The following is a 22,631-nucleotide window of genomic DNA, read 5'->3' as shown; positions in this document are numbered from 1 at the left end:
TTCTGAATTATCCGGGTTTTTGGCTTTTTCGGTATTCTATTTTATCGTACTTCAACTTGAAGTGCGGAATGTGGGTTTTTGGAGAGTGAAAGATATCGTATGAGCCAATACGCTTGGGTGAGTGCTACAAAAACAGATCGTGCGTAGGTTGGGCGGAGTGGAACGAACCCTCGGTTTCACTCCGCCCAACATTTTCGCTACAATTTTCCACGGGCCCAAGCGTATTGTCGTAGGAGCTGGTTAATTGGGGTTGCAATAATAGTGGGAAGATTTTGATTTTTTTTGTAATGGATCCATGAGCCTGAATGCGTGTATTTTCAAAGCAGGCGGGACGCCTAACCCTACTCACCACAATAATCCTCAAATTGTGCAACGCCGATGAATTAATATCTTTAATTCACGTCCAGAGTTCGCTAAACCGAAGGTTTTACCGTCAAAAACGACTTTTTTAAACAATAAAAATGGCGCTCAGCGTATTCTTATTTAAAAACCATAAAATATCGTAAACGAGGCAATTTAAGGGAAAATTAAACCAGTTAAATTTGGAATTTAATCGCGTAGGCTTAGCAGCTTAATTTAAAGCTAATTTTAACTTTAGTGACCAGCCAAGAGGGCTATATCGAATTGCTATCTACGGCAAATGACTCAGGAAAAATCGCCTTATAAAATCGGGTAAGCTGTTGTTCATTTAAATTGCATATTTCGAGTCCCGATCAACAATCGTCAAATCCTCTCCCCCTCTCCTCTTCTCCCCCTCTCCCTCTCTAATACCATAGGCAATCTAGATGCAACACAGCTTATGCAGAGTTAATTTTTTTTATGTCTCTTTGGGGGCGATTAGGAGCGATCGACGGATGAAAGACTGTTTAAAGTTGTGCTGTTTTTAAATTATTAGCAGTGACAGATCTGCTAGGAATTATACAAAATGAGCCGTTACTGGCAATTCTGGCGGAGGAGCGATCGCCCCCAATGAATTCAGGAAACAGATTCACCGCCACACAGCACTAAATATCTGGGTTCACAAGCTGCGAGTCTTCGTTAGCCCGGACATCACAAAGCGGCCTTAATTAACACAAATAAGGGCTTGGCAAGAAAATCCAAAAAATATTTCCTTGAGAAACCAGAATAAAAACTTGCTCGCTTATTGTAGCCCCGGTAACAACACGTATGCCTAAAGTTATAGTCCACAGCCAAGTCTAGGGGACGATCTAAATCAATAGGGTGGTGCGGCGGTGTCCGGGTGTTAAGAGGGGCGATCGAAGAGGAATGTTACCGGAGCGATCGCTTCCCAATCGGGGAGTCTAAAACCTAGGAAGGCAAGGAGTTGGAGACAATGCTGAACTTTTTGAGTTCAGGAAAGCAGCGTTAGCACTAAACTCTGCCGTATGGTGGAAAGCGAGCCAGATTTGTAACAGTTCTTAACTATAAATAATTCTGCCAAAACTGCTAGCATAGTGACACTTTTGCTAGCAAAAACAGATAAAGTAAATAAAGTTGGCTAACTCTAGACGCCCCGATCCCCAGGATGGGGATGTTGAATCAATTTGATTCATACCAAGTGGTTTTAGAGTTACAATCGGAAGCAAAGCATCGCTATTTAACTGAGTTCTTTACTTACTTTTACTTTCAGCTATGAACGTGGATTTTATCAAAGCCCAAGTCAGGTTGCTACAGGGTGCAAGTTCATCGGAGCGAGAAACCCTTATTAAAAACATCGGCGTCTGTGCTGGCGTGATCCGACCGGGAGAGTACGTGACTCCGCAACGGAAACACGCTATCACTCTCTGGCTGCAAACAAATGCGGTTCGCCTCCGGCTTCCCCAACTTCCTCTGGACTTATCAGGCCAAAAGCCTTAACAGGGAAGTAATCAAGAGGTAGCGACAGAATCAAAGAAATTAGTCAATCTTACCTAAAAGTGCATTTTTATTGAGCTGTACAGGATCAATGAAACACGATTAAGATTGAAAAAATGTTTGTAGGGAAAGTTGGGCTCGAAAACACGCCTGTGGACAAGAAGCGGCCGACCGCTTTGATAGAAACAGGAAGTGAACGTCAAACCTGCTCTAAAAGTAGATTTGAGTAAGTTTCACAGAAAGGATTATTCTGCACAACTATAACCTGGGTTATTTGCTTTTAGATTTGAGATTCACGATTTAGCTGGTATTGGATAAATAGGCTATTTGTGGATCGCCTGAAAAATTATCCTATTCAATAGGTATAACTAATTACAGGGGCAGTCATTGAACTGCCCTTACTTTTGAACCCCGATGCGAAACTGCTGCAAGTTACAATAAACGCATCTACTTGCAGATAGAGTTTAGGTGAAGTCTCATGTAAGCTGCTGTGGCTCTATATTATCTGGTATGTTCTAGAGAAGGGGAGAGGGGGAGAGGATTTGACGAGCTTTAATAGGGAATTAATATCATCAAACAGAACGAGTTATAGCAATCTTTGCAGGAGTCGTACAAAGATGTAGGGATAGTGCCTTTCTTTGCCTACCCCGGCCTCATGGGGGCAACCACAGGGGGTTTGCCCCTACAAGAATTACACACAGGATTTAGGATGGCTATATTACAATTCACTTGCTTTCTAATATATTTTTCCACAAAAATACTGTGAGCAAAAAACAAAAATTTCCTTATTTAGTTGGTTCCCGATGGACTTCACACCAAAAAACTTGGGGGTGGCGACACTTTCAAGTCGTCAACCGAAAAAATGAAGGTAAATGGGTATTTGCAGAAATGGTGGCGGCTTGCGATCCAAATGTGCGTTTTTGGCTCAACGCCGCACAGCTCAAAGACCGATCGCTCTGGCAAGCTGGATGGCAGTCTACGCAAGAATTAGAGGAATTAGAAACTGCAGACTAAAAGACAGGGCTGTGGGGTAGAGTCAGCGGAACTTCCGTCGCCTGCTGCTATCGTTGCGATCCAAACCAATACGGAGTGATATCAATTCCGGTTGCACTCATACATGATTGTTGACTGTTGACTGTTGACTGTTGACTGTTGAAGGAGGGGTGGAAAAACTCAATGGTTGAGTATTAACTGTTAACTCGATTTTATTATTTTGATGCAACCGGAAGCGATATGAGACTTTTTCGGTGTTGAAAAATCTTTTACATAACTACAAGTTCTGGAAACCCTTATGTAGCAGCGTTTTTGCTTAAGTAAGTCGGTGGGAAAAATCATCCGTATGTAACAAAACATTAAGTACGGCGATCGCAACTCAATTTAATGCGTTTTGTAGGGTAGTTTCCTTTTTTCCTCTAGGGCGTGTCCTAAATTAAGCCAAATGACAGAAGCTGCTAGATAAATTGCACCTAATAAGTTTGCAGCGCGTTTGTCGTAGCGGGTTGCGATCGCTCGGTACTGCTGAAGATTGACTAAGGTCGATCGTCCCATATTTCCAGCGGCACAGGGCGCAACCTTCCCGCTACTTCTACACTCGGCCAATTCGGATCAAAAGTTAAATTTTCCAAGGTTCCATCGCTGTGAATTACAAACGTATCCTCAATTTTTGCTCCCGACAAACTCGGATTCCAAGCCACAGCCATATTTTCTGCCAAAATATCTGAAGTAGCCGGATTCGCCACAATTTCGCGCGCCAAATATCCGGTAGTTCCGCCTTGATGGTGTTCCCGAATTGCTTGAGGATATCCGTGCTCTTCGTAAGCAGTTTTAAGGGTATCATAAACCGCATTCAGCGTTACTCCCGGTCGGCAAAAATTTAGCGTCGCTGCTTCAATTTCTCTGACTTGTCGGTGCAACTCTGAATGCTTTTCCCCAAGAAAATCGAAACAGACAAATCTAGTTAAATTTGCATACAAACCCCCTCCCCTCGCGCAAAATACTAACATTGCTTGTCGTCCAATTTGTTCGGCGGTTGCTGTGGCGTGGCGGTACAGTGGCAAACGCCTTTCTCCAGCAACTAATGTCAGGGCTGGATGCAAACCTCTCGCCCACAATGCCTCTGCACCGGCTCCCGCTAGCTGATATTCTGTCCATGTGGGTTTGGCGGCGGAAAGTACCTCTGTCATCGCTTCGCTGGCTAAACGCCCGACTCGCCGGTATCGCTCTAATTCGCTTGACATCATTGTCTGTTTGCGAGACTGTAAAGATGCGATTATTGGCATTTCTTGGGAATTTGGCCGATCGCTCATGACGTTACCGCCACCAGTAATTTTTTTGACGAAAGCTTCGCGCTGTGCAACATCAGCCCAAGGATAGATGTGCATTTGAAAGTTGGTTGGCAATTCTTCATCTTGCAAGCGTTGAGCTTCGATTTCATCGGTGAGAACCCAAGCGTTTTCGGCGGTAATTAATATTTCTGCAACTCCGGTTTCTGCGGTTAGCAATACTGTATGGGAACCGCCGGCTGTGGCCCATGCAAACCAGTCAGTGCCTCGCAAGCGAAGGGCGATGGCTTTTGTTTCGGTTAAGGCTTTGCGGATGAATTCGAGTTTGCTTTCAACTTCTGGGTTTAATGAGTTTATCATATATGAAATAAGGAAGAAGGAAGAAGGAAGAAGGAAGAAGGAAGAAGGAAGAAGTAAACTCCCCCCTGCCCCAGTAGGGGGAAGGAAGAAGGAAGAAGGAAGAAAATCACTGATTTTAGTTAACATTTGCTAAATCTAAAATCTACAATCTCTAAAATCTAAAATCTAAAATCTAAAATCGATAGATACTGCTTGCAATTCTTTAGCTTTTTCTTCGGGTAAAGCGTCGTTGGCAAACATTCCGGCGGCGAGTTCGGTTCCTGCTAGGTATTTTAATCGATCGCTCGATCGATAGGGCGGATAAAATTGGGCGTGCAAATGCGCTTCTGGATGGGGTTTCCCGTCTGTGGGCCCTTGAAACCAAGCCATCAAATAAGGGAACGGGCGATGCCACAAACCGTCGTATTTGAGGGTGACTGTTTTTAAGGCTTTAGCGAGTGATTGGCGCTGTTTTTCCGTCAAATCGATAAATGTAGCAGCGGGGGCGATCGGGGCAATCCACACTTCGTAAGGGTAGCGGGCACAAGCGGGGACAAAGGCGATCGCCTCTTCGTCTAAATAAATAATTCGCTGGTTGTCGGAAATCTCTTTTTGAATCAAATCTTGCAGCAAACCGGTACTATTTTTTTGATAGTAAACCGATTGACATTCTAACATCCGTGCCGGCACCGGTGGCACGAACGGATAAGCGTAAATTTGACCGTGGGGATGGTGCAAAGTTACTCCGACTTCGACACCGCGATTTTCAAAGGGCAAGACGTATTCAATTTCGGGATTGCTGCCAATAACGGAAGTGCGATCGGCCCATACTTCTAACAATAATTCCAAATGAGTTAACTCCAAAGAACCCAAGGAAGCCAGCGGATCTTGAGTGAAAACAACGACTTCGCAAATGCCCTTAGCAGGCAAAGTTTCTACAATATTTGCAGGTGCGTTTTTTGCTTGCAAAGTCATCGAGGGAAAGCGGTTGTCAAACACTGCTACATCGTACTCTCCCGGCGGCAATTCTGTCGGAAACTTAGGGTTAATGGTAGCTGCCAGCGGGTTGTATTCCGGTGGTGGCATGAAAGTTCTTCCCTGACGGTGGCTGGCGTATGCTACCCATTCCCCTCGCAAAGGATGCCAGCGAAAGTGCGGGTTCGCCTGTACCGGTTCATTGCTGGGACTTACGGCCGCGATACCTTCTGGGATTGGGTAGCGGCTGTACAGTGTGAGTGGGCGGCCGTCTGGTTTTAGCAATTTTTGGGCGTACATTTTTTGTAGGGGCGGGCGATCGCGTTTAATATATGTTAGGAGTATAACTTCGTGCTTTGAGCATCCGCCCCTACCTAAAGTCGCAAATTATGTTAACAAGTTTAGTTGGCAGTACCAACCTCAGCCGATCGTCCGCAAGTCGGCCAGGGGTTGAAACCCACGGAGTTTTTAGCTAAAGAGCTCGCTATGAGGACTAATGAGTTCTTGAGTCATATCTAAGACGACTTTAGCTTTGACAGGACTTACGCAGACCCACTATATATAGTTTGCCAAAAAAGGAATCTCCTTTTTCTCTGATCAAGAGTTAGCCTAACGAGATTACAAACTTGATGGCTCAAAAAATCACCAATTCTCCTGTTTAACAATATCTAGCAGTAGGAAAGGATACTGGTCAGACTAACTATTGCAGGAGAGATGAGTCAGCATTAGTTTTTTTAATTAGGGCTAAAGTCCTGACTACGATCGCAATTCCCAATTACCCACTATATTTATCGATCGACCATTCGATCAAGCTTTTCCTTAACCAACAAGTCTAACAACGAGCGCAACAGAAACAAGCCACCGAATCCAGAAACCGCAAAAGCTGCGATCGCCCCCGTTTGATATCCGCCCACTAGCAGCACTGCACCCGACAAAAACACAAAACCAGTCAAACAAGCGAAAATTAGAGTTTTCAAAGCTAAATTAATGCGTTTCAAGGCTCTTTCGCTCTCTAGATTTCGCACTCTAATTTGCAGTTCGCCCTCTTCAATTCGCTGCTCCAAACGCTTGAGAAAAACTTGCGATTTGCTCGGCTGCCGTAACTTATATGTAATAAAACTTCGCGCTTGCCTTGCCAATTCTCCGATCGCACTTCCCCGCCCCTTGCTCACCGCAATACTCTTGACAAAAGGCTGAGCGGATGCTAGGAAATTGTAGTCAGGGTCGAGAGTTCTAGCAATGCCGTCGAGAGTCGTTACCGACTTGACAATAAACATCATTTCTGCAGGCAAGCGAAACGGTTGCTGCTCGAACATGATGTAAAGTTCGTTCTTAATTTCATTAAAAGCTTGAAAGTCGATCGGCTTATCAATAAACTTATCCAACAGAAAAGCAATCAACCTGCGTACCGGCATCATATCCGGCATCCGCTCAACTAAGCCGATCGTAATTAAAGTATTGAGTACCTCGTCAGTATCCTTTCTCATCACAGCAAAAAAAGTCTTGACCATTTGGTCTTTAGCCAGAGACTTCACCTCCGCCATCATCCCAAAATCGTAAAAAATCAAGCTACCATCTTCTGTCACCGCCAAATTTCCCGGATGCGGGTCAGCTTGAAAAAAACCGTCAATTAACAACTGTTTCAAATAACAGCAAATTCCGAGTTGATTGAGTTTCACAATATCGACTCCCATCGCCTCTAAACTAATGCGGTCGTCCACTTTAATACCGGGTGCGTATTCTAGAGTTAGCACTTTTTTAGTAGTGTATTGCCAGTAGACTTTCGGGACAATAATCTGAGGATATTCTCGAAAATTATGGCTAAAGCGATCGGAATTTTTACCTTCTTGCAGGTAGTCAATTTCTTGATATAAAATCTTAAAAAACTCGTGATAAATAGATTCCAGGTCATATTTGCGCGTCCCAGGCAAATAGCGATCGCAAAAACGCATCACTTGGCGCACCGCCTTCACATCCAAATCAAATAAACTTTCCAAACCCGGACGCTGCACCTTTACAATCACATCTTCCCCGGTGTGCAGCCTTGCTTTGTGCACCTGTCCCAGACTCGCAGCAGCAATTGGCGACGGATCAAAATCGCGGTACAAAGCATAAATATCCTTGCCTAACTCTGATTCTACAAGAGCGATCGCCTCTTCGGAACTAAACGGAGGAACCCGATCCTGCAACTGTTCGAGTTCCTTCACATACTCAAGCGGCAGCAAATCCGCCCGAGTCGAGAGAGACTGGCCGATTTTAATAAAAGTCGGGCCTAAATTCAGCAAAGTATTGACCAACCAATGAGCGCGAATTCTCCTAGTATGAGGCGAATTATTTTGCAGCAGTGCGTCCCACCACAAAAAAAACATAAACTTTCCCGCCGCTGCAAAAATGTCTATTTGCCGTGCCAGTGGCGAATATTTAGAACGTTGCCAACGCAGGGTTTTAGGTGCAGCTTTTGTGAGCATAATATTGGCGATCGAATTCCATGCACCGTGACAATTTTTAGGGACAATCCAGGACGCACAAACCCGCTGGTACGAAAAGACGGGTTGCAGGCCTTTGAAACAGTTAAAAAACTCAGTTTCTTTGGTCTATACTGCCTAATATCATCTCCGGCTATACAATTATAATTAAGTTCCTAGTCAGTAATGCAAGTCCTGATTAATTCATAAATAGAGGACAGTCGTACTCACTACAAACACGCGCTAATTACGGGTCAATAATCAGACATAATATAAGTTCTGGGGAAAATCAGCAATCTAGAACCGGCAATTTAGACGGCGACCAGAGAAACAATTCAAAACAGAGCACTTGGTAGCGTTTACGACATTTCCAAATCTCCCTCTTCGGGCAAGTCTTCTCGTTTCGCCTGTTCGCTGCCAATTCCCAGCACATTCTCAACCGAACTATTCTTCTACATTACAGAGTTCCGCTGCAAATTGCGGCAGAGTCAGAGTAAAAGATGTGCGCCACAAATTGTCAGCTTCTGAACTTTCGACCGGACAGCTAGACACATCAATAGTACCATTCAAGTGCTGCACTAAACACTTTACCAGAGCTAGACCCAAACCCGTACCTGCGATAGCTTGGTCAGTAATGCCAGTGCCACGGCGGAACTTTTCAAAGATGTGGGGCAAATCAGCCGCAGAAATGCCGGGCCCGAAATTAGAAATGCTCAGGACAATATAGCCGGCTGCCTCAGACACCTCCAAAACTACCGCCGTTCCAGAAGCCGAGTATTTTCCAGCATTCGTCAGCAGTTCCAGCAGTACCCGATTGAGAATGTCCAGGTCGGTTTCCCAGCAAGGGGTCAACTTGGGCAAATCCACCTTGAGAGTCAATTGCTTATTCGCCCATTGTTTTTCAAAATCCCCAGCTAAATCTTGAAATAAACCGTTGATATCGATTTTTATTTGAGAAATCGGGACTTGCTGAGGCTCAAACTGCTTGAGGGCCAGCAAATCGTTAACCAGAGCAGTTTCCTTAGAACACTGCTGCTCTAGAATGTCGAGATACTTAGTTCGATTCGCTGACGGCTGTTCAGCTTGTTTGAGCATCAGAATCGCCAGCTTCATGATGGTTAAAGGGGTACGCAACTCGTGACTCAGAGTGCTGAGAAACTCGTCTTTAATCAGCTTCAATTTCCGCATTTGCTCTAGCTGATTGGCAGATTGTTCGTACAGTTTCCCCTGCAGCTCGAGACTTTGCTGCAACTGAGCGGTTCTGTCTAAGACTACGCTTTGCAATTCCTTAAGCCTTTGAGTTTGGATAATCATCTTGCTCACTTGAGCGCTGACTGATTCGAGAACTTCTAATTCTTCCGGGTTCCAAGTGCGCGGCTCGCAGTGCTGCAAAACTAAGAAACCTAAAACTGTTTCCTGGCAGCTACCGCCCGTGAGGGGAACCAGCAGCAAGCCGCGAATGCCTTGGAGTTTCAAAATTTCTGTGGCTGCTTCTTGTTCTTTGCCGATTAATTCGCCTGCGTCAACGAGGGCTAGGGGTTTGGGTGCGCTGTGGAATGCTTGGTGGCACAAATTAGATTCTGACAGCCAAAAAGCGGGAGAGTTATTGGGTTTTGAGTTGGGGATTTGGGATTGGGAATTAGCAGTTTTATCCTTGTTTTTTGTTTTGGGTGTTGAGCTTTTTTTTCCGATCGCGCTTTGTGATATTACCTGTTTGTTTGGATATTTTTTTACAACATATTCGCCAACTAATTCGACTTTCGCTTTGGGAGTGTGATTGGGGGAGCGAGTTGTAAATAGAGGATCTGTATATTTCAATAGGAGGATTTGGCCTCTATCTACTTCCAGGGTATCGACGGTATTTTCAATAACTTGCTGCAATATTCGATCGACTTCTGAATTTGTGTCGATCGATGCAGCAACTGACCTGAGTAGATTTTTGTATTTAGCTTGTCGCTGTAACTGTTCGTTTAAGCTGGCAATTTCTTGAGTTTTTTGAAGGTGAGAAATCGCGCTGCCGATCGCGTCTGATGCGGATTCAAGGCGCTGCCGATCGGCTACCGACCACTCGTGAGGTTGCGACTTACCAACAATCATCATGCCATTTACAGCCCCTCCAAATCGCGCAGGCCCTGCCAAAATTGCCCGAAAAGGCAGCGCAGTCACAGGGGCATTGGACGATGAAGTTGCCGGAATATCAAGATAGTCGGATATCGTCACTATCTCGCCGTCTGCTAGGACATTTGCCCAAACGGGATGTTCGAGTGATATGCTAGGCGGTTTTAATCTGGTGGTTTGGGGGTGTTCCGGTGTTTCAGTGGAATCGGCAACACCAGCCACATAGAGAAAATCACTGCTATTTTGCCAGTAAGCATTCGGATGTACTACTTTCTGGTCAACCACAGCAGTAACCAAACAGAAATCTGCCTCCCATGCAGCCCCCAAAGTATTGGCTATTTGCAGCAGCAGGATTTCTCGATCGAAGCTGGTGGCGAGAATTTGGCAAATTTGTCGCCCGATAAGGGCAGGATCGACCTGGAACTGCATAAGACGATCCAGAAATTTTGGGACTGATACTGGTTGTGAGATTTGCGGTAAATGCAAAGTGCAAGACTCTGACGGCGATCGGTCGATCGAAGTAAACTCTTGACTTCCCTGGCGATCGATCATGTCAACCAAGCCTTTATTCTAAGATGTTTGAGTCGGCTCCCGCTGCAAATATGGAACCTCTCCATAACTGTCGGCTTGACGGTTATGAGGCTGCTTTCTGTGTTTGTGCAGCCGATCGGCGGGTCGATCGATATGTGAAAATATACCCTGATCTGACCGGGTTCTATTTTCCTGTTTTTTACCCTGCGATCTTTACGGGATGAACTTTACCATCCTTTACCGGATGATTATCAATCCCATTCCCGCTAATTTTGACCCCCTCGCATCTAGGATACCCGCCACGTGATTCATCCGTCCAAAAATAAAAAACCTGTATCCGATGAAACTTGCCGAACGTATTTATCCGTGGGGTCGCCTCTAAAATCTAAAATCTAAAATCTAAAATCGATTGACGGTTATTAGTAGTATGAAGTTTTTCTAGAGACCGCTTAGTGACACCCATCTCCTGACCCTGTGATGTTTCCTCTTTAAGTTTGTGATCTTAACAAATTTTATTTTGATACACATCGGCCGATCGAGTAACGCCGATCGCAAAAATTCAAAATCCCCAAATTATGACTCATAACGCCGGCTGAGAGTTTCCGAGTTTTTACTCAACAACTCATTTTTCACAACACCTAGAGCAGCGCGGCGAACTCTCTTGTTAAATTTATTTATTTTGTGCTTCCTGTTGGGCTTTATCGCTATTTTCGCGGTAAAGTGCCGTCCGGTTCTGAGCCGTTGTGTAGCGGGGATGCTTGGAAGGCACAGCGGCCATCAAATCGGAAGCTTGCTGCCACTTAGCAGCTACGACTAACCAATCCTGGCGAGATTGAGCGGTTTTGCCCTCGGTGGCTGCTTGTTCGGCTACTCGCACTGCTTGGGCAAAAGAGTCAACAGCAGAATTAACAGTCTCCTTAGAAATTTTCAAAGCAGGTTTTGCCTCCGAGGGAGGGGCACTGGCAACTGCTTGGGTGCTGGCTTGGGTGCTGTTTGGCACTTGGGAATTAAGTCCTTTGTAGATGGCGGCCGCTGCTGCAAGCAACAGCACACTCAAACTGATGCCGCCGACGATACCGCGCTGAAATTGCCGCGGTTGCTGCATCGATCGAGGTATAGCCATTCTCGGCAAAGCCCGCTTGCCTGCCACAGCTTGGCGTTCGTGATGGTTGCTCAGAGCTAAACGCTTGAACAAATTCGGCTTTCGGAGTTTAATTTCTTGAGACCACAACAGTTGATTTTCGGGATCGCGGCTAATTTCTTCCAGCCACAGCAGTTGGTGTTCTCGGACAAGCCGGCTGTTGATGTTGACTCGGCGAATATTGTGGGGCGAAATGCGTTCCAAAATTTCTCGGACTCGATCAACCAAACTAGACTCTTCGAGCAGTTGGGGCGTTGCAGCTTCGCACAGCAGTTGCAGCACCCCGTCGGCAAACACGGCTCTGGCCCTTACCCCTACCTGTGCCAGTTCGTCATTAAGGATTTGAATAATCGATGCAACCGAGCCCTCGCGAGCTTGTCGAGCAATGTCATCTATTGGATTTGCCATAAAACTATCTTGACGCTTAGCAATCTGTTAATTGTTAACCCAAAGTCTCGGATCTAATTTTTACTCATCAGAAAATTGGGTAGAAACCTCGTCCTTTTAGGACGGCTTTATCTTACAATATAATTGGTCAACGACCCACCCGAGACGATGGATCAAACAGCCTATACGAGCGAAGTTCAGCCCGAGGTGCTGGCGGCGAAGCAAAATCGGTAGACCGGGATGCATAGGATAGGGCAATGGTAAACATCCCTAGAATCAAAAACGAAGAAGAATTCCGTTTGGTATTCGACACGTAAAAACCGCAGGGCTTGCGGGGTTAGTCTGTGGAGCGAACATAAGACCAAATCTCTTTTAGGGTGGAGGCAGTTGCGAAGAAGCAGAAATTCAAATCGTGAGGTTTGGGAATCCCCGTCCGCGACGGTCGGGGTGGATGTCAAACAGGTTATCACTGACACTGCCAGGTTAAAATGAACAGATGCAAATCTTGCATACCGATCCACTTAAAATTATCACCACAGCATCGAACGAGGCTAACAGGAAATAAACTATGGGTAAAGTAATTAGCGGTCAAATTTTTGTTGTAGACGACAACATCGATACAGATCAAATTATCCCGGCCGAATACCTGACCCTGGTTCCCTCGAAGCCGGACGAGTACGAGAAACTAGGAAGTTACGCTATGATTGGGTTGCCCGATCGCTACGGTAAGTTTATCGAATCCGGTGAACAGAAAACCAGGTATCCGATTATCATAGCGGGCGAAAATTTTGGCTGCGGTTCTTCGCGGGAGCACGCTCCGATCGCTCTGGGGGCTGCCGGCGTCACAGCGGTGGTAGCTTTGTCTTACGCACGCATTTTCTTTCGCAATTGCTCGGCTACTGGCGAATTGTACCCGATCGAATCAGTCGATCGGCTCTGCGACTTGTTTGTAACGGGCCAAGAAGTGACGATCGACTTTACAGCAGAGGTAATTGTCAACCACACTCTCGATCGAACTTTCTCGCTCAAGCCGTTAGGAGAAGTAGGGCCAGTGATTGATGCCGGAGGGTTGTTTGACTACGCGCGCCAAACGGGAATGATTGCGGCTCGCTCTTAACTGTTAAACCCCCTGCAATGTAGGGTGCACGCCCGGGGGCACCTTACAAATATCTCCCTGCTCAAACCCATGCAATGTAGGGTGCGTGCCAATTTTCTCAAATCGAGTCAATAAAATTCAATAAAATACGCTGGTGAGCAATCCCAAAAGGTCGCACATCTCCTGACTGCTCAGAAAAGCATTTTCCCGCCCGAATCTGCTCCGGTGTCAACAACTTCATATCCCAACCCTCAAGCAAAACTAAATCCTTGACATCCGCACTAAGTTGTGCATGAAAAACGTGGCGAACCACATCTTGTTCGACATCGCAACAGAAAAAAGAAACACTTGCAGGAGCATAGCCAATTTCCTCTGATAATTCCCGCAAGACAGCCACTTGGGCAGTTTCTCCCGGTTCCAAGTGTCCGCCAAACAAAGCCCAATGTCCGGGATACCTGATATGAGGAATATCGTCTCGCAACTGACAGAGAAACTTGCCGTCTTGGTATAAAATCGCGATCGCAACGTGAATTTTAGTCATTAGTCATTACTCATTAGTCAGTAGTCAGTAGTCAGTAGTCATTAGTCATTACTCATTAGTCATTAGTCAGTAGTCAGTAGTCAGTAGTCATTAGTCATTAGTCATTAGTTATTAGTCATTAGTTATTTAACAGGAATACACGGATTAATTATCGAGTATGCCTCAGATATTAAATAAATAAGGAAGAGGGAACCAAGAGCAATTATCAAATAACAAATAACAAATAACAAATAACCCATGCCTATTTCCCCTTGTCTGAACTGGGAGTGCGCCTTAATTGTTCCATTTCCTCAACATAAACTTCACCTAAATCTTTTCCGGCCAATTCCTTCAGAGTAATACTCTTGTAGCGGACTTCTCCCTTGAGCAACACTTCATCGCCAAGCTGGGGCAAATCTTGCTTGGTTAAAATCCAAATACTGCCCGTACCATCCTCAAGTTGATAAGCCGCATTCCCTACAAACGGAGCGCGATTTTCTACCTTTCCCCGGAGATAAACTTCAGCATCCACTTGCCGCTTTTGTTGAACGTCGCCAATGCTAGCCACATTAAAACCAAGATTGAGTTGAGACATGGGTAAATTGCCGCAACTGAAGAAACCGCTGGCGAGGATTAGCGACAAAGAGCTGGTACAGAATCTTTGAACCCAAACTTGCTTATTTGCAGTAGTCATTGGTCAACTCATTTGAGATGTGAGATACGACTTACTTTAACAGAATCCCCAGAATCGATCGCAAGTAAGAAATTTCTCTAGTGGAGTCCTTGACGGGGATTAAGCTAAAATCTAAAATCGTCAGCCCCTAACCCAGAGTCTACAATGGATGCCAAAACTGCTCAAATACTAGATGGCAAAGCTTTAGCGACAAAGATTCAAAGCGAGCTGAGCGATCGAGTCCGCGCCCTACAACCCCAAAAGGGGCGTCCTCCGGGACTTGCGGTGCTGATGGTGGGGGACAACCCAGCTAGTGCAGCCTATGTTCGCAATAAAGAGCGAGCCTGCGCTAAAGTTGGCATAGCTTCCTTCGGCCAGCATTACCCCGCAAACGCTACTCAAGCGGAACTAGAACTTGCAATTCGTGCACTCAACGAGGACGATCGAGTAGATGGCATTTTAGTTCAATTACCGCTACCAGAACACTTAGATGCAATTTCGCTGCTGTACCAAATTGCTCCCGATAAAGATGCTGACGGACTTCACCCTGTAAATTTAGGCCGTCTCGTGCGCGGGGAGGAAGGTTTGCGGAGTTGTACTCCAGCCGGAGTGATGCGGTTATTGCAGGAATACCAGATTGATTTAAAAGGAAAAAATGCCGTTGTTTTGGGCAGAAGTATTTTGGTAGGTAAACCGATGGCGCTGATGCTGTTAGAAGCCGACTGCACTGTTACTGTAGCTCATTCGCGATCGCAAAACCTAGAATCGATTACCAATCAAGCCGATATTTTAATAGCCGCAGTCGGCCGCACAGAAATGATTACACCTAATATGGTCAAACCTGGATCAGTAGTAATTGATGTCGGTATTAACCGCGTCATCAATCCAGACGGTACGAGTCGTTTGGCCGGAGATGTTGATTTTAATGCTGTTAAAACAGTAGCCGAATTTATCACGCCGGTACCGGGAGGAATCGGGCCGATGACTGTTGCAATGCTTTTGGAAAATACCGTTTCGAGTTATATTGAATACGGTTCTAATTGAATTATGACCCACTTGTGAGCCAGTATTGGCTCAAGTAGGGTTAGTAATCTACCAACACACACAGATTTTAACTATGGCTTTAAAACCCGATCCATCAGGGGCATTGCGCTTAATTGGCGACAACACCTCGGAATTAATTGTAATTTCTCCTGGAGCTCTAACCAATTTCCCTTTAGGAGCTTGGTTACTCGATGGCAACGATACAGTATATGATAACTCAGGGGGTAGCGAGTTAATCCTGGGAAATGAAGGGGAAGATATTCTCGTAGGTTTTGACGGCAATGATTCTTTATTTGGGGGAAAAGGAAGAGATGGGCTGTATGGAACTTTTGGAAATGACTGCCTCAGTGGTGGTCTAGATGCTGATTACCTTGGTGGACAAGCTGGCGATGATATTTTATTTGGGGGTAGAGGCAATGATGTTTTATCCGGCGCAGGAGGGGATAACACTCTGGTTGGCGGCTTGGGCAGAGACTTATTAAATTGTGAGTTTGGCAATAATTTATGCGTTCTGGGAATAGATCCTGCCAATACAGATATCAATTCTAGTGATCTGATCGCAGGTTTTGATCTTAATTTAGATCGCATTGGATTAGCGAGTAACTTAACGGTCAATGATATAGTGTTGGAGCAGGTACAGGATGTGACACTAACATTGAGGCGAGAGTTGCCACAAGTTATACTACAATCCATCCCTCCAAATGAGCTCAGCGAATTTAGCGGCTCTGCTTCAGGAACTCTAATCAGAGTCAGGAATTCTAACGCGATTTTAGGTTTTGTAGAGGATGTAACGCCTAATGAACTACAAAGCAGGATTGTTTCCGTTCAGGGTTTCTAAATTCAAGACAACCAGTGGAGACCTAAAAAACTTATCATATTGTTAGCCACAAATTAACTCCTGATATTTACAGGACTTACGCAGAAACGCTAGTAGTAGGGTGCGTATTTCGCACCTTACTACTATGAGTCGTGTAAAATTTGACTGTGTAGCCTAAGTCCTGTAAAATTATTTACTCTTTGAGTCCGCATCGGCGGACTAAAGTTGGTGTAGTAGCGATTTCATGCTCGGATCTAAATCACTAATTACTAAAATTTAGCGTGATAAATTATTGATAGCAACAACGCGAATTCGGCGTTGTCAATCCAGACGGTACGAGTTGTTTTGCCCCAGATGTGGACTGTGATGCTGTTAAAACAGTAGCCGGATTTATCACGCCGGTGCCGGGAGGAATCGGGCCGATGACTGTTGCTATGCTTTTGGAAAATACCGTTTCGAGTTATATTGAATACGGTTCTAATTGAATTGGTGCCAACTTGTGAGCCACTATTGGCTCAATTAGTAGGGTTAGTAATCTACCAACACACAGAGATTTTAGCTATGGCTTTAAAACCGGATGCGTCAGGGACATTGCGTTTAATTGGCGACAACACCTCGGAACGAATTCAACTTTTTTCTGGAGATATAACCAGCTTCCCTTTAGGAGCTTGGGCGCTTGATGGCAACGATACAGTAGATGGCTCAGGGGCTAGCGAGTTAATCCTGGGAAATGAAGGGGAAGATTTTCTCACAGGTTTTGCAGGCAACGATTCTTTATTTGGGGGAAAAGGAAGAGATGCCCTGTATGGAAATGAGGGAAATGACTGCCTCAGTGGTGGCCTAGATGCTGATTTCCTTACTGGAGACGCTGGCGATGATATTTTATTTGCGGGGAGAGGCAATGATCTTTTAGGCGGCGGAGATGGGAATAACACTCTGGTTGGCGGCGTGGGCAGAGACTTATTAAATTGTGAGTTGGGCAATAATTTATGCGTTCTGGGAATAGATCCTGCCACTACAGATATCAATTCTAGTGATAGAATCGCACGTTTTGATCCTAATTTAGATCGCATTGGATTAGCGAGTGACTTAACGGTCAATGATATAGTGTTTGAGCCGCTACAGAATGTGACACTAACAGTTAGGTTCGATTTGCCGCAAGCTTTACAAGCATTCTTCCCTCCAGCTTTTCTCAGCGAATTTAGCGGACCTGTTTCAGGGACTCTAATCAGAGTCAGGAATTCTAACGCGATTTTAGGTTTTGTAGACGATGTAACGCCTAATGAACTACAAAGCAGCATTGTTTCCGTTCAGAGTTTCTAAATTCAGGACAACCAGTGGTGGCCTGACAAACTGATCAGAAGTAGGGTGCGTCGCTATGAGATGGTATATCGGATGTAAATTACCCAGCACGCTCCCTGAGTACAGGTACAGTGTGGGCTTTCAATAGCCCTGAAATGATCTTGCACATTGCAAAACAATCTCGAACCTTCGGGCTTATTTACGAAAGCCCCAATAGCAGCAATATTCTTACTGCCGTTTAAGTCGGCATCACCTTTCCATCCACAATGACCACAAGCAAACTTTTTACCGTTTCTATAAGATTCACCCTGTAAAGGGTGAATATGATTGCATTTGTGGCACATTTGGCTAGTGTATCTAGGCTCCACAAACAAAATCTTTACGCTATGCTTTATAGCTTTGTAGATCAGGAATTGGCGCAACTGAAAAAATGCCCAGCTATTGAATCGTCTCCGCTCTTTTTTTGAGCGTGGCTGCTGATTTGTGCGCTCCCTAATTCCCGTCAAATCTTCCAAAGCGATAACTTGATTTTTGTTCTTAGCCTTGGTTACGATACGGTGACTGATAGTGTGATTTACCAAGGTCTGAAAGCGCTTTTCCTTACCCGACAACCGTTTCAACAATTCTCGACATCTACGCCGAGAGCAACGCGAGCCTTTCGTGGCTGTTCGCTGGATATTTGCTCTCAACTTGGCATAATGATTTCTAACTTTGGTAATTTGTTTACCGCTAAATGTATCTCCATCAGAAGTAACTGCTATATCAGTCCTGCCCAAGTCACAACCTAAAACTTGATTGCAAGGTGGAGGCTCTGCGGGTTGAGATTCAAGCTGAATATTAAGATAGTAACTGCCATTTTTGCGTTTGCACAAAGTAGCAGTCTTGGGGTTTTGACTTTTCAGCAATCCAAGCTGGTAGTTTCCGATAGCCAATACAAACCGTTCCCTACCACCAGTAGTGGTCAAACTTACTGTCCAATCTTTTTCCCTAAAAGAAAAGATACGGGTATCGTAAGTGACGCTAGTAGGAGCAAATTTGTTAACAGGCTTCCCATCTTTTTTAGCTGTTTTTCTGTTGCCAGAAACCCGTCTAATAGCATGGATTGCGAGCTGTGCCGAAAGTCCAAACATATCTCTGACATCGTGATATACCTGCATATTGCATCGCCAATTCATTTGTCAGAGTTGGCGGCACAGTTTTATTCACGTATTCACAAGCATTCGCAAACGCCTGAAGGGTTGCATCAATTTTGATGAACTGCTCAGGCGTTACTTGAAGTTTGCAAGATACTGTCAGGACTTGTTTCATGACAAGATTGTATTACGTATCGAAGAAATTCTGTTGTGTTTATAGATAATTTGTTCAGCTCTTGAGCCTCACGCGCATTCCTCCCGACACTCAACGGAGTACCGTTAGAGTGCGGGACTCCTGCTGTTTTAGTTGAATATTTAAGGGTGGCGACGCATCCTACTGCTGTTAATCAACCTTAATGTCGCATTCGCTCGTTTAACCGCCCTCGGAACTTGGCTGTATTCAGCGGGATGGCTCTTAATGCTGTCAATCAAACAACCACTCTCAAGCGTAGCTTACGACAGAAAATACTACGAGCTGCGATGAATGATGACTACATGATGAAAATTCTCCAGTCCTTGTGCCAAGCCTGATTGAGATGCTCTTACCCTGATTGCGGGGAGTTGCATTTAGAAGGGAAACGCTGGAGAACATAACCGCAAATAAATATCCCGTTGATTATCAGAAAAAGCTCTTCGACCATGCAAGATTCTAGTATTGTCAACCATTAGGATATCCCCTGTTTGCCAGGATATCTCTGTAGTTATTCTCTCAGCTACTTCATTAAGCTCAGAAACAATATCATCAGGAATTTCTGAATCATCATCAAAGCAAGGTGTGTTTGGATTTATATGTTTTGCTGCCAATAGACTGTTGATAAAGGTCGGATATTTTCCACATCTACTTGGGTGTATGGCTGGACAAATAAATTGAAGATCGATTGATTCATCTTCGTTTATTTGCCATAGTAAATTATTGTTTCTACAGTTCTGTTCTACTACTCTTAAATCATCGGTTTTGTATTTATTTTGCCAACCCTCCTTATTCAAATGACCAAAATACTTTAATTTTTTATTGCTAAATAACTCTTTGAGTGGACTACTGAGTTCATTAAATAATTGCCTACCATCACATAGTATTGTTTCACCGTCTTGTGATGCTGGATGAGCGCAGAAGAACCAAAGCATCAACGGAATATCTTGCTGATAGTACATTTCTCCATGTAATTTAATCTCGTCCTTAAAATCATTTACGCTTAAAATTGTTGCATTTCCATTAATTACTCGGCGATTAAAGACGCCTCCGGTGTAATCTAGAAAATCTGTACTAAGGGAGTTAGTGAATTGGGTAAAAGTGTCAACACTATTTTCAAACCCTCTAAACAGCAAGAAACCATAAGATTTAAACAGGTTAATAATTTCTTCCCTGTCCAGGTCTAAAATATTGACATTATCCTTATTGATGATTTGTTGACCAACATTTTCTGATAAAAGCGGTGTATTTACCTTCATATCTATCTCCTAGCTATTTTCTATTTTGTACAGAGTGTGGTTGAAACAATCACTGCCGATTCCTGGATCTTTCTCAATAGTCCTATATTCAAAATACATCAAACCTGCTTTACTCCAGCAGTTCAGGTTGTTGATGTACGATTAATTCGTAAAGCGGTTGAAAGCTAAACCAGCCTACCTGATGCGATCCTACCTGGCGCTGCGCCAAACGAGCATTGTCGGAGTCGATGAGGATGGGGGTGCCAGCCGCCTCTGCCATCAACTGCGCCTGACAAGAACGTTCCATTGCCACAAACCACCAAGCCGCTTCATCAACTGAATGACCCACCGTGAGTAGACCGTGGTTGCGGAGGATAATGGCTTTCTTCTCCCCTAGTGCTCTTGCTATGCGCTTGCCTTCCTCAAGTTCGAGAACTACTCCCGTGTAGTCATCAAACAGGCTGTGGTCTTCGTAGAAGGAACAGGCATCTTGGGTGAGGGGGTCGAGGAGACGACCGAGGCTAGACCAGCTTTTGCCGTAAATTGAATGAGCGTGTGCTGCTGCCACCACATCAGGACGGGCTGCATGAATTTGAGAATGGATGGCGTAAGCTGCCGTGTTAATAGGCTTGTGCCCCTCTATAACTTCACCTTGATGGTTCACCAGCAGCAGGTCGCTGACCCGGATGAGACTGAAATGTTTACCCAACGGATTGACCCAAAAGCAATCCAGGTGTTCAGGGTCGCGGACGGTAATGTGTCCCGCGATGCCCTCACTAAACCCAAAATGTCCAAACAGACGTAAGGCGGCAGCAAGGCGCTGCTTGCGATGACGGCGTTCTTCCTCAACCTTAGCAAAGGTCGGAGGCTGGAAGATGGATTGAAGTTCTTTTAAGGTAGACATAGAATGCGTGTCAACTTAATTTGACAGGGCCCGGTTATTTTAACCTAATTTTGCTCTTCATAGAAAATTTCAATAGGAATTTTTTTTGACAGCAACAACGCGAATTCGCCGATAATCTGCAATCCAATTACCATCGCGGTACAGCGCCGATCGCAAACGCTCTGCAACGGAGTTAATTACCTGCGATCGCACATCATCAGACAACCCCGACAAAAACCCACCAGCAAACATCTCAATCCAATTTACCATACCCGCGCTGCCACCTTCTAGGGGAGTCGGGCGATCGAACAAAACCGCATAACCCACATCAAATCCCTGCTTTTCCAAAAGCCCAGCATACTCGCCAATACTCGGAAAATACCAAGGATTAAGCGCTTCAGGCTCCTCACAGCCAATTTCTGACAAAACACTCAAAAGTGCGCGGACGATCGCCTCCACATTCCCCCTACCGCCAAACTCAGCCACAAAACGCCCTCCCGGCTTCAGCCCTTTTTCCACACAATTAATCACAGCATCCGGCTGTTTAATCCAGTGCAAAACCGCATTAGAAAACACAGCATCTAACGGCTCTTCTACTTTAAAACTCCTCGCATCTGCGACAGAGAAGTTAATGTGAGGATAGTTAACTTTTGCCGTGGAAATCATCGACAAAGATGAATCAATACCTTGCACAAAAGCACCAGTTTGAGCAATTTTTTCAGTTAACTGTCCCGTACCGCAGCCCAAATCCAGAATTTGTTCACCAGCCTTCGGAGCGAGTAACTCCAAAAGCGATTCGCCGTACTGCCAAACAAAAGCATGATTTTGCTCATAAAGAGCTGAATTCCAAGAATTTTGTGCCATGATAATTACCCTGAACCTTTCTTCTCTTTCTCTGTGTTCTCTGCGTCTCTGCGGTTAATAAAAACAATCCTTCTTCACAAAACCCACCCACTTATTTGTTAGCGAGTTGGGCTATCGCACTTCCCTCGATTCGGCAAACCCTAATATTTTCCAAAAGCCGCGCTCCCTGCCTTTCATAAAAAGCAATTGCCGGCGCATTGGCAGTATTAACAGTCCATTCAATCCGCCCGCAATTTGTGGACTCAGCAATTTTTGCCAAATACTTTAACAGCGCTGTCCCGACTCCCATACCGCGCATAGGAGCTTGCACAAATAAATCATCAAGCCAAAGACACGGCTGCGCCAATCGATTTTAGATTTTAGATTTTAGATTTTAGATTTTAGAATTGACTTGCGCGAGATAAATGCGGGGGCTTGAGGATTTTCAATTTTCGATTTTGGATTGATTCCACGGATAAATCACGTGGCGGGTACCACCTTTGAAATTCCTGGTCAATAAACTGGAAGAGGAGGAATAAAAAAGAGCAAAGCCTACCGCTGTTCCTGCAACTTCAGCCAACAATACTCGCACTAGGGGAGACTCGACAAATAGTGTTTGCTTCAATTTATCGGCTGTTGCTTCTAAAAGATGTGGAACTCCATCGAATTCTGATTTTTGCGAAATAAAAGCAAGAATTAGTTCCAAATCTACCAGCTCTGCTTCTCTAACTTTGATATCCAAATTTGCCATTGTTTGATTCTCAATTTCGCCTATTAATCACTGTATGAAATATCATCAT

At 44.8% G+C, this 22,631-nt stretch carries 21 protein-coding genes and 1 pseudogene; 8 read left to right on the top strand and 14 right to left on the bottom strand.

The window, feature by feature from the left end; genetic code table 11:
• The first annotated feature begins 1,632 nt into the window (after positions 1-1,632).
• Together QUA16_RS15905 and QUA16_RS15900 are read left to right on the top strand one after the other, a co-directional pair.
• Positions 1,633-1,857, top strand: coding sequence for a hypothetical protein (locus QUA16_RS15905; protein ID WP_006635912.1), 225 nt, complete (start codon positions 1,633-1,635; stop codon positions 1,855-1,857).
• Positions 1,858-2,616: 759 nt separating this feature from the next.
• Positions 2,617-2,868 carry a TIGR02450 family Trp-rich protein gene (locus QUA16_RS15900; RefSeq protein ID WP_242725377.1) on the top strand — a complete coding sequence of 84 codons (252 nt, stop codon included), beginning with the start codon at positions 2,617-2,619 and terminating at the stop codon, positions 2,866-2,868.
• A 363-nt stretch (positions 2,869-3,231) separates the two neighbouring features.
• Here QUA16_RS15900 and QUA16_RS15895 read toward each other — a convergent pair whose 3' ends face one another.
• The 5 genes from QUA16_RS15895 to QUA16_RS15875 form a co-directional block, all read right to left on the bottom strand.
• The gene (locus QUA16_RS15895; RefSeq protein WP_333104884.1) at positions 3,232-3,402 is read right to left on the bottom strand and encodes a hypothetical protein; all 171 of its coding nucleotides are present in this window, start codon (positions 3,400-3,402) and stop codon (positions 3,232-3,234) included.
• On the bottom strand, positions 3,384-4,496 hold the full coding sequence (locus QUA16_RS15890) for a M24 family metallopeptidase (protein WP_333104878.1): 1,113 nt from the start codon (positions 4,494-4,496) through the stop codon (positions 3,384-3,386). The genes QUA16_RS15895 and QUA16_RS15890 overlap by 19 nt, the downstream gene beginning before the upstream one ends.
• 165 nt (positions 4,497-4,661) lie before the next feature.
• A complete protein-coding gene (gene galT / locus QUA16_RS15885; RefSeq protein ID WP_333104876.1) occupies positions 4,662-5,750 on the bottom strand; it encodes a galactose-1-phosphate uridylyltransferase in 1,089 nt (362 codons plus the stop codon).
• A gap of 488 nt (positions 5,751-6,238) precedes the next feature.
• On the bottom strand, positions 6,239-7,918 hold the full coding sequence (locus QUA16_RS15880) for an AarF/ABC1/UbiB kinase family protein (protein ID WP_333104874.1): 1,680 nt from the start codon (positions 7,916-7,918) through the stop codon (positions 6,239-6,241).
• A gap of 441 nt (positions 7,919-8,359) precedes the next feature.
• On the bottom strand, positions 8,360-10,462 hold the full coding sequence (locus QUA16_RS15875; RefSeq protein WP_333181227.1) for an ATP-binding protein: 2,103 nt from the start codon (positions 10,460-10,462) through the stop codon (positions 8,360-8,362).
• A gap of 99 nt (positions 10,463-10,561) precedes the next feature.
• Between QUA16_RS15875 and QUA16_RS15870 the strand changes: the two genes are divergently transcribed.
• Complete coding sequence (locus QUA16_RS15870) at positions 10,562-10,723, top strand: hypothetical protein (protein ID WP_333181225.1); 162 nt, start codon at positions 10,562-10,564, stop codon at positions 10,721-10,723.
• A 511-nt stretch (positions 10,724-11,234) separates the two neighbouring features.
• Here QUA16_RS15870 and QUA16_RS15865 read toward each other — a convergent pair.
• Positions 11,235-12,113 carry a hypothetical protein gene (locus QUA16_RS15865; protein ID WP_333104872.1) on the bottom strand — a complete coding sequence of 293 codons (879 nt, stop codon included), beginning with the start codon at positions 12,111-12,113 and terminating at the stop codon, positions 11,235-11,237.
• A gap of 547 nt (positions 12,114-12,660) precedes the next feature.
• Between QUA16_RS15865 and QUA16_RS15860 the strand changes: the two genes are divergently transcribed.
• A complete protein-coding gene (locus QUA16_RS15860; RefSeq protein ID WP_333104870.1) occupies positions 12,661-13,209 on the top strand; it encodes a LeuD/DmdB family oxidoreductase small subunit in 549 nt (182 codons plus the stop codon).
• 97 nt (positions 13,210-13,306) lie between these two features.
• On the opposite strand, the gene QUA16_RS15855 is transcribed toward QUA16_RS15860, so the two are convergent.
• Together QUA16_RS15855 and QUA16_RS15850 are read right to left on the bottom strand one after the other, a co-directional pair.
• On the bottom strand, positions 13,307-13,729 hold the full coding sequence (locus tag QUA16_RS15855) for an NUDIX hydrolase (RefSeq protein WP_333104868.1): 423 nt from the start codon (positions 13,727-13,729) through the stop codon (positions 13,307-13,309).
• A 241-nt stretch (positions 13,730-13,970) separates the two neighbouring features.
• Positions 13,971-14,402: a DNA-binding protein gene (locus QUA16_RS15850; protein WP_333104866.1), complete on the bottom strand. Its 432-nt coding sequence runs from the start codon at positions 14,400-14,402 to the stop codon at positions 13,971-13,973.
• Positions 14,403-14,546: 144 nt separating this feature from the next.
• Between QUA16_RS15850 and folD the strand changes: the two genes are divergently transcribed.
• The 4 genes and pseudogenes from folD to QUA16_RS15830 all read left to right on the top strand — a co-directional run bounded on the left by folD (position 14,547) and on the right by QUA16_RS15830 (position 17,565).
• Positions 14,547-15,425, top strand: coding sequence for a bifunctional methylenetetrahydrofolate dehydrogenase/methenyltetrahydrofolate cyclohydrolase FolD (gene folD, locus QUA16_RS15845; RefSeq protein ID WP_333104864.1), 879 nt, complete (start codon positions 14,547-14,549; stop codon positions 15,423-15,425).
• A 73-nt stretch (positions 15,426-15,498) separates the two neighbouring features.
• The gene (locus tag QUA16_RS15840; protein ID WP_333104862.1) at positions 15,499-16,263 is read left to right on the top strand and encodes a calcium-binding protein; all 765 of its coding nucleotides are present in this window, start codon (positions 15,499-15,501) and stop codon (positions 16,261-16,263) included.
• 308 nt (positions 16,264-16,571) lie between these two features.
• A pseudogene (locus QUA16_RS15835) lies at positions 16,572-16,727 on the top strand (bifunctional 5,10-methylene-tetrahydrofolate dehydrogenase/5,10-methylene-tetrahydrofolate cyclohydrolase); the annotation flags it as partial.
• A gap of 76 nt (positions 16,728-16,803) precedes the next feature.
• Positions 16,804-17,565: a calcium-binding protein gene (locus QUA16_RS15830; protein ID WP_333104860.1), complete on the top strand. Its 762-nt coding sequence runs from the start codon at positions 16,804-16,806 to the stop codon at positions 17,563-17,565.
• Positions 17,566-17,618: 53 nt separating this feature from the next.
• Here QUA16_RS15830 and QUA16_RS15825 read toward each other — a convergent pair whose 3' ends face one another.
• From QUA16_RS15825 to QUA16_RS15800, 6 genes are all read right to left on the bottom strand, one after another.
• Positions 17,619-18,719: a transposase gene (locus QUA16_RS15825; RefSeq protein ID WP_333181223.1), complete on the bottom strand. Its 1,101-nt coding sequence runs from the start codon at positions 18,717-18,719 to the stop codon at positions 17,619-17,621.
• Positions 18,720-19,244: 525 nt separating this feature from the next.
• Entirely contained in the window at positions 19,245-20,126 is an 882-nt protein-coding gene (locus QUA16_RS15820) for a TauD/TfdA family dioxygenase (protein ID WP_333104856.1), read from the bottom strand.
• A gap of 109 nt (positions 20,127-20,235) precedes the next feature.
• The gene (locus tag QUA16_RS15815) at positions 20,236-21,009 is read right to left on the bottom strand and encodes a class II aldolase/adducin family protein (protein ID WP_333104854.1); all 774 of its coding nucleotides are present in this window, start codon (positions 21,007-21,009) and stop codon (positions 20,236-20,238) included.
• Between the two features lie 69 nt (positions 21,010-21,078).
• The gene (locus tag QUA16_RS15810; protein ID WP_333104852.1) at positions 21,079-21,852 is read right to left on the bottom strand and encodes a methyltransferase domain-containing protein; all 774 of its coding nucleotides are present in this window, start codon (positions 21,850-21,852) and stop codon (positions 21,079-21,081) included.
• A 91-nt stretch (positions 21,853-21,943) separates the two neighbouring features.
• Entirely contained in the window at positions 21,944-22,198 is a 255-nt protein-coding gene (locus QUA16_RS15805) for a GNAT family N-acetyltransferase (protein WP_333104850.1), read from the bottom strand.
• A 78-nt stretch (positions 22,199-22,276) separates the two neighbouring features.
• Entirely contained in the window at positions 22,277-22,582 is a 306-nt protein-coding gene (locus tag QUA16_RS15800; RefSeq protein WP_333104849.1) for a hypothetical protein, read from the bottom strand.
• Positions 22,583-22,631 lie beyond the last annotated feature (49 nt).

Source organism: Microcoleus sp. S13_C3 (assembly GCF_036700905.1).
Taxonomy (GTDB): domain Bacteria; phylum Cyanobacteriota; class Cyanobacteriia; order Cyanobacteriales; family Microcoleaceae; genus Microcoleus.
The sequence above is the reverse complement of the archived record's forward strand: the minus strand, read 5'-3'. Positions and strand labels throughout refer to the sequence as shown.

Bases quoted from the DNA above. Each gene is read 5' to 3' on its own strand.
- QUA16_RS15815 (WP_333104854.1), bottom strand. From the start codon at position 21,009: ATGTCTACCTTAAAAGAACTTCAATCCATCTTCCAGCCTCCGACCTTT.
- QUA16_RS15820 (WP_333104856.1), bottom strand. From the start codon at position 20,126: ATGAAGGTAAATACACCGCTTTTATCAGAAAATGTTGGTCAACAAATC.
- QUA16_RS15855 (WP_333104868.1), bottom strand. From the start codon at position 13,729: ATGACTAAAATTCACGTTGCGATCGCGATTTTATACCAAGACGGCAAG.
- QUA16_RS15800 (WP_333104849.1), bottom strand. From the start codon at position 22,582: ATGGCAAATTTGGATATCAAAGTTAGAGAAGCAGAGCTGGTAGATTTG.
- QUA16_RS15840 (WP_333104862.1), top strand. From the start codon at position 15,499: ATGGCTTTAAAACCCGATCCATCAGGGGCATTGCGCTTAATTGGCGAC.
- galT (WP_333104876.1), bottom strand. From the start codon at position 5,750: ATGTACGCCCAAAAATTGCTAAAACCAGACGGCCGCCCACTCACACTG.
- QUA16_RS15905 (WP_006635912.1), top strand. From the start codon at position 1,633: ATGAACGTGGATTTTATCAAAGCCCAAGTCAGGTTGCTACAGGGTGCA.
- QUA16_RS15865 (WP_333104872.1), bottom strand. From the start codon at position 12,113: ATGGCAAATCCAATAGATGACATTGCTCGACAAGCTCGCGAGGGCTCG.
- QUA16_RS15875 (WP_333181227.1), bottom strand. From the start codon at position 10,462: ATGCAGTTCCAGGTCGATCCTGCCCTTATCGGGCGACAAATTTGCCAA.
- QUA16_RS15880 (WP_333104874.1), bottom strand. From the start codon at position 7,918: ATGCTCACAAAAGCTGCACCTAAAACCCTGCGTTGGCAACGTTCTAAA.
- QUA16_RS15830 (WP_333104860.1), top strand. From the start codon at position 16,804: ATGGCTTTAAAACCGGATGCGTCAGGGACATTGCGTTTAATTGGCGAC.
- folD (WP_333104864.1), top strand. From the start codon at position 14,547: ATGGATGCCAAAACTGCTCAAATACTAGATGGCAAAGCTTTAGCGACA.
- QUA16_RS15860 (WP_333104870.1), top strand. From the start codon at position 12,661: ATGGGTAAAGTAATTAGCGGTCAAATTTTTGTTGTAGACGACAACATC.
- QUA16_RS15810 (WP_333104852.1), bottom strand. From the start codon at position 21,852: ATGGCACAAAATTCTTGGAATTCAGCTCTTTATGAGCAAAATCATGCT.
- QUA16_RS15895 (WP_333104884.1), bottom strand. From the start codon at position 3,402: ATGGGACGATCGACCTTAGTCAATCTTCAGCAGTACCGAGCGATCGCA.
- QUA16_RS15850 (WP_333104866.1), bottom strand. From the start codon at position 14,402: ATGACTACTGCAAATAAGCAAGTTTGGGTTCAAAGATTCTGTACCAGC.
- QUA16_RS15825 (WP_333181223.1), bottom strand. From the start codon at position 18,719: ATGAATTGGCGATGCAATATGCAGGTATATCACGATGTCAGAGATATG.
- QUA16_RS15890 (WP_333104878.1), bottom strand. From the start codon at position 4,496: ATGATAAACTCATTAAACCCAGAAGTTGAAAGCAAACTCGAATTCATC.